This is a genomic window from Enterococcus sp. RTP21361st1_A6_RTP21361_211029 (assembly GCF_040910045.1).
GTDB classification, from domain to species: domain Bacteria; phylum Bacillota; class Bacilli; order Lactobacillales; family Enterococcaceae; genus Enterococcus_D; species Enterococcus_D gallinarum.
In genome coordinates, this window is sequence record NZ_JBDGBK010000132.1 from 1 (window position 1) to 6,162 (window position 6,162).

The following is a 6,162-nucleotide window of genomic DNA, read 5'->3' on the forward strand; positions in this document are numbered from 1 at the left end:
TTATCGAACAAGTGAAAAATGCTATTGCAGCAAGGTTATTTGTAGTTTCCTGAAATTTTATGAATTATTCAGGATATATTTTATTGCAACTTGCTGTTTGATCAGTTTATCTATGTTAACAAAAGTCGCTCATGCTGAAAGTAACCCCATTGGTAATTGTTACTATGTTAGTTCGCAAAGAGGGAGTGACACTAATTCAGGATTATCTATATCTGAGCCTTTTAAAGGTTTAAATAAAATAAATGAACTTAAATTAAATCCAGGGGATAAAGTTTTATTAGAAAATGGATCGGTTTTTGAAGATCAGTATTTACAAATAAAAAATTCAGGAAATATAGAGGCGTGTATTGAAATCAGTAATAGCCAAGAGTCGAATATATTTGTTTCTCCTGAAAATGGTCCCGTAAAACCTAATTTTAACTATTTGACATATGATCAATTCAGTCAGAATACAGTGTTTGATGGATATAAATTGGAACAATCATCTCCTGCTATTCATAGTGGGAAGAAGGTTATCGATAAAAATGGTTATAATTTAGGAACTGATTTTTTTGGTATTAAGTTAGATGGCATACTAGATATTGGGGCAGTGAAAAGTTCAAAATAATATAAAGGAGTTAGTTTGATCATGAATGATATTTCTTTTTTTCAGATATTTTCTTTAATATGTTTAGCTATACTAGGAGGTATAGATCCTTATCTGTCAGGATTACAATTAAGTAAACCGGCAATTTCTGGTTTTCTAGCAGGAATTATAATGGGAGATATTAATACAGGCTTATTAGTAGGAGCAACATTACAACTGATGGTCTTAGGTGTAGGAACATTTGGTGGCTCATCAATTCCTGATTTTGGCACAGGGGCAATCATTGGTACAGCATTAGGTGTTGTTAGTGGAAAAGGAATTGAATTTGCAATAGGTATTTCTGTTCCTGTAGGATTATTATTAGTTCAATTAGATATTTTAGCTCGTTTTTGTGGGGTTTATTTTTTACATCGTGTGGATAAACATATAGAAGAAGAAAATTTTCATAAGATTAGTTTAGAAGCATGGTTAAGTTTAGTTCCTATTGCATTATCTCGTGCAATACCAGTAGGCTTATGTTTAATTTTTGGTAATGAAGTAGTAAATACAGTATTAAATTATGCACCGGATTGGTTAATGGGAGGATTAAAATTGGCAGGAGCTATATTACCAGTTGTTGGGATTGCCATCTTACTACATTATTTGCCAATTAGGAATTTTTTCGGTTTTTTAATTATTGGGTATATTTTAGCCGCTTATTTAAATATTCCAATGATGGGTATTTCTTTTGCAGGATTGGCAGCTGCTATTATTTACTATAAAAAATTACAAGATAAACGTTTATTAGAATCAAAACTAGATACTATCAATCATATAGAAGTAGTTAACGGAGAGGTTGATGATGATGAAATCTAATGTTAGCAAATTAAGTAGCAAAGATCTGAGAAAAGTTAGTTTAAGATATATGTTTGGAGCTCAACTAGGTTGGAACTACGAACGAATGATGAATGTGGCATATGTTCGAGCTGTATATCCAGCTTTGAAAAAGTTATACAAAGATGAAAAAGAATTAAAAAGTGTGTTGCAATCAGAAATGCAATTCTATAATACCAGTCCTTTTTTAAGTGCATTTATTATTGGAATTGATTTAGCATTGCAAGCAGAAGATGGAAGCAAATCGAAAGATGCTGTTGCAGCAATTAAAACGAGTATGATGGGACCTTTTGCAGCTGTAGGCGATTCTTTATTTGGGGCAGTGATTCCAACAATTTTTGGATCTCTAGCAGCTTATATGGGATTAGAAGGAAATCCATTAGGTGTACTACTTTGGTTATTAGTATCTCTCATTATACTATTTTTGAGATATTTTGAGTTACCAATTGCTTTCCGAGAAGGTAAAAAACTGGTATCCAGTGTAGGTGGATTGTTGAAGGATTTAACTGAATCAGCAACTTTACTTGGCGTAGTAGTAATAGGAGGCTTGGTTCCTAGTGTTGTAAAGGTTGGTGTTCCATTCAAGTTAGTTATTGGTGATAAGAAACTATCTTTCCAAACAGAAATGTTAGACCCTATTATGCCAGCTATAGTACCTGTTGTTTTAGTTTTATTGGCATATTGGTTATTAAGCAAAAAATCTCTCAATTCAACCAAAGTTATTTGGATATTTTTAGTTTTGTCAATACTAATGTATTCATTAAATATTTTAGCAGTTTTGTAATAGATGTGGGGGCGTGCTCAACTAATTTATGGCATGTCCTTTGTTTAATTTTCTAAATAGCGTATTTTTAACTGATTGTTATTAAGTTCTCTAAATTAACAAGGACAGTATTTCACAGTTTGGAAAATAAGAATTCATCATTGTAACTAATCTTTTTGTAGTTTCTTTAATTGTATTTTTGTAATCAATTATTAGCTTGACAGTGATTCTAATTCTATTATTAGTTATTATTTTTGGGGAGCTATGGTTAAATTTAGGATATTATAGTTTATATTGCTAGCTGTAAGTTGCTTTAACAAAGTTGTTTAAAACAAAAATTCAGAGCTCTTATCATTTTGGATATTTCACCAAATTAGTGTCTAAAGGGTCTGTTTATCTGTATAATATTTTACTTCTAATAAGAATTTTTTGTCATATGAAATATCCGTTTTTGTTGAAGGATATAATTATGAATAGAGGGGTTGGGAGAGGAGATTCATATCTGCGTTGGGAAATGAAAATTGTAATAGAAATTTATTTATTATGATATCCAAAATCCTTCCTTATAGAACTAATTATGAAGAAAATGACATGTTTTAAATAAAAATTATCATGTTCAAATGGTCAAAAAAATCTATACTATAATTAGATAGCGCTTTCTATTTTTTTGAAGGAGTCAATCATAATGAGTGAGAAAATAATGAATACAATCCAGAATAAAGTTTTACCTATAGCTACTAAGATTGGGAATCAACGATTTTTAGTAGCGTTAAGAGATTCATTTATGGGTACGATGCCTGTAATAATGACAGGTTCGGTTGCAATATTATTAAATGCTTTTTTAGTAGATTTTCCTATGCAATTTGGCTATGAGAAGATTACTGATTATTTTCAATGGTTAGTAGATATAAATAATTTGATATCAAAAGGAAGCATTTCTATTGTTTCCTTACTGTTTATTTATTGTTTAGGAGTAAATATTGCTAAAATATATAAAACAGATACTTTGTCTTCAGGACTAGTCGCACTGTCTTCATTTATTATTTCTATAAGTAATTCTATGACTTCAACTTATAATTTATCGAATAATAATAATATTGACTTAACAACACTATTTACTGATGTTGAGGGAATAACAGTTACAGGTAACAGTTTAAATGTGACTATATCAGGATTGTTGCCTGGTACACAAATTAATTCAAATGGTTATTTTACCGCAATAATCATAGGTTTTTTATCTTCAATTATTTTTTGTAAACTCATGAATAAAAATTGGACAATTAAATTACCTGATACAGTTCCTCCAGCTATCGCTAAACCATTTTTATCAATTATTCCGGCTTTAGTTTCTCTTTATATAATTGCTATTTTGACATTTTTGTTAAATAGAATAACAGGAAAAATTTTAACAGATGTAATTTACGAAATATTACAACGCCCTATGTTAGGACTTTCCCAAAGTTTTTTTGTTGTTATATTAGTTGCTTTCTTAGTTCAATTTTTCTGGTTTTTCGGTATTCATGGTGGAAATGTTATGGCACCTATTATGGAAGGTGTATTTGGAGTAGCGCTTTTAGCTAATTTAGAAGCTTATCAAAACAATGAAACTATTCCTTATGTTTGGACAAGTGTATCATACGGATCGTTTGTCTGGTATGCAACTTTAGGTTTATTAATTGCGATTTTTTGGGTATCAAAAAATGGTCATTATAGAGAAGTGGCTAAATTGGGAATAGTTCCATGCCTTTTTAATATAGGAGAACCGGTGATGTACGGATTACCTACTGTATTAAATCCTATTTTATTTATACCTAAAATTTTGTGTCCTGTAATTATGGCTGGGCTTGCATATTTAGCAACAGATTTAGGATTAGTATCTCCAGTAACACAAAATGTAACTTGGGTGATGCCACCGGTCTTATATGGATTCTTTTCGACAGGATTTGATTGGAGATCAATTATTTTATCAATAATCAATTTAATTTTAGCTACCTTGATTTATTTACCATTTGTAAAGATGGCTAATAATGAAACTGTTTGATAAGTAAAAAGAAGATATAGTTATTTATAGTATTTAGAAATTTAATGAATAACATTTTATATTGACAAAATATTTAGAGATTTTTGATATCAAGGTTTATTTTAGTATAAAGTGTTCTTAAGTAATCAATCATCCGCTATAAAAGAATTGTTATTCCATTTAAATTTTTGCTCATCACAAAAAAATATCCTTTCAAAAGGAAATTTTAATTTCTTAAATCAAGAGAGGTTGTTTGATTATTTTAATGATTGGAGTTTTTAATATGAAAAAGGATCAACCAAATGTTGTTTTAATTGTAGTAGATCAGATGAGGGCAGATGCGTTATCTTTGAATAGTCAAGATAAATTCATTAGTACGCCTACATTAGATATGATGGCTAGTCAAGGATATAATTTTGAGAATTGTTATTCGCCTGTTCCAAGTTGTGTTCCAGCAAGAGCAGCATTACTGACAGGATTAGATCAAGAAACTTCGGGAAGGGTAGGTTATGAAGATGAGGTTCCATGGTATTTTAAAAACACACTTCCAGAAGTTTTTAAAGAACAGGGATATCAAACTGAGTGTATTGGGAAAATGCATGTGTATCCTTCAAGAAAACGGTTGGGATTTGATCATGTACTATTGCATGACGGGTATCTTCATGTTGATCGAAAATATGACAAATCTTATGGAGAGCAGTTTGAATATTCTAGTGATTACTTAATGTTTCTAAAAGAATCATTGGGCTCAGATGCAGATTTGATTGATGATGGGTTAAATTGTAATTCGTGGGAAGCACGACCATGGATGTATCCTGAAAAATTTCATCCAACAAATTGGGTGGTTTCAGAAGGAATAAACTTTTTAAGGCGGAAAGATCCTACAGTACCATTCTTCTTAAAATTATCATTTGAGAAACCTCATGCTCCTTTGAATCCACCAAAATATTATTTTGATATGTATATGGATAGATTACCAGACACTCTAGATTTGCATATTGGTAATTGGGAGAAATTAGAACATGTTGTTCCAGATGTTTGTGCCTTAAGAGGAAAATTAAAAGAGGATGATCAAAGAAGAATGTTTGCTGGATACTATGGCCTTATTTCTCATATAGATCATCAGATCAATCGCTTTTTAATGGCTTTAAAAGAATTTAGACATGATAAAGATACAATCATTTGGTTCATTTCAGATCATGGAGATCAATTAGGAGAACATTACTTATTCAGAAAAGGGTATCCTTACCAAGGGAGTATTCGTATCCCGTCGTTTATTTACGATCCTGGTGATCTGATCTCAGCAAAAAAACATGGAATTAAAGAGCTTGTAAAAATACAGGATATATTTCCTTCATTAGTTGATTTAGTATTAGGACAATATGTAAATACAGATGGAAAAAGTGTTAAACAGTTGCTCTTTGGAAACTGTGAAGGATGGCGGCGAGAAATTCATGGAGAACATAGTTTAGGGATGGATTCTAGTCAATATATATTAACGGAGAAATGGAAATTTATATGGTTTCCCGTAAAAAATACGTATCAATTATTTGATATGATAAATGATCCAAATGAGATGAAAAACCTATATTATGATAAAAAATACGAATCTATTATTTATGAAATGAAACATAAATTAGTAGGATATTTAAAAGGTAGAGAAGAGGGGTTTGTCAAAAACGGACAGTTAATTCAAATAGGAATTTCAAATATCGTTTCAACTTTAAAAAGTAAAAAATAAACTAAAAGTGAAGATGCAATAAAAAATCAACATAGGGTATACTGAGTCAAAATATACTGGCTCTTCGTCAAATCGTGTTGGTGAAGACAAATTTGAATAAAACGGCTCTTCGTCAAATCGTGTTGGTGAAGACAAATTTGAATAAAACTTAGTCCGATATGCGGCGCGTTCTGTGCGCC

General features: G+C 30.7%; 5 protein-coding genes. All 5 read left to right on the forward strand.

Annotation, left to right across the window (positions count from 1 at the left end; genetic code table 11):
* On the forward strand, positions 1-607 hold a 607-nt coding region (locus AB5Z52_RS15725), incomplete at its 5' end, for a hypothetical protein (RefSeq protein ID WP_368243967.1).
* A 21-nt stretch (positions 608-628) separates the two neighbouring features.
* Positions 629-1,441: a PTS sugar transporter subunit IIC gene (locus AB5Z52_RS15730; RefSeq protein WP_137264878.1), complete on the forward strand. Its 813-nt coding sequence runs from the start codon at positions 629-631 to the stop codon at positions 1,439-1,441.
* Positions 1,428-2,243 carry a PTS system mannose/fructose/sorbose family transporter subunit IID gene (locus AB5Z52_RS15735; RefSeq protein ID WP_174784189.1) on the forward strand — a complete coding sequence of 272 codons (816 nt, stop codon included), beginning with the start codon at positions 1,428-1,430 and terminating at the stop codon, positions 2,241-2,243. Before AB5Z52_RS15730 ends, AB5Z52_RS15735 begins: the two co-directional genes overlap by 14 nt.
* 679 nt (positions 2,244-2,922) lie before the next feature.
* Positions 2,923-4,263, forward strand: coding sequence for a PTS sugar transporter subunit IIC (locus tag AB5Z52_RS15740; protein WP_368243968.1), 1,341 nt, complete (start codon positions 2,923-2,925; stop codon positions 4,261-4,263).
* 262 nt (positions 4,264-4,525) lie between these two features.
* Positions 4,526-5,983 (forward strand): arylsulfatase, encoded by a 1,458-nt coding sequence (locus AB5Z52_RS15745; RefSeq protein WP_137264902.1) that lies wholly within the window; start codon positions 4,526-4,528, stop codon positions 5,981-5,983.
* The last annotated feature ends 179 nt before the right edge of the window (positions 5,984-6,162 follow it).

Bases quoted from the DNA above. Each gene is read 5' to 3' on its own strand.
- AB5Z52_RS15745 (WP_137264902.1), top strand. From the start codon at position 4,526: ATGAAAAAGGATCAACCAAATGTTGTTTTAATTGTAGTAGATCAGATG.
- AB5Z52_RS15740 (WP_368243968.1), top strand. From the start codon at position 2,923: ATGAATACAATCCAGAATAAAGTTTTACCTATAGCTACTAAGATTGGG.
- AB5Z52_RS15730 (WP_137264878.1), top strand. From the start codon at position 629: ATGAATGATATTTCTTTTTTTCAGATATTTTCTTTAATATGTTTAGCT.
- AB5Z52_RS15735 (WP_174784189.1), top strand. From the start codon at position 1,428: ATGATGAAATCTAATGTTAGCAAATTAAGTAGCAAAGATCTGAGAAAA.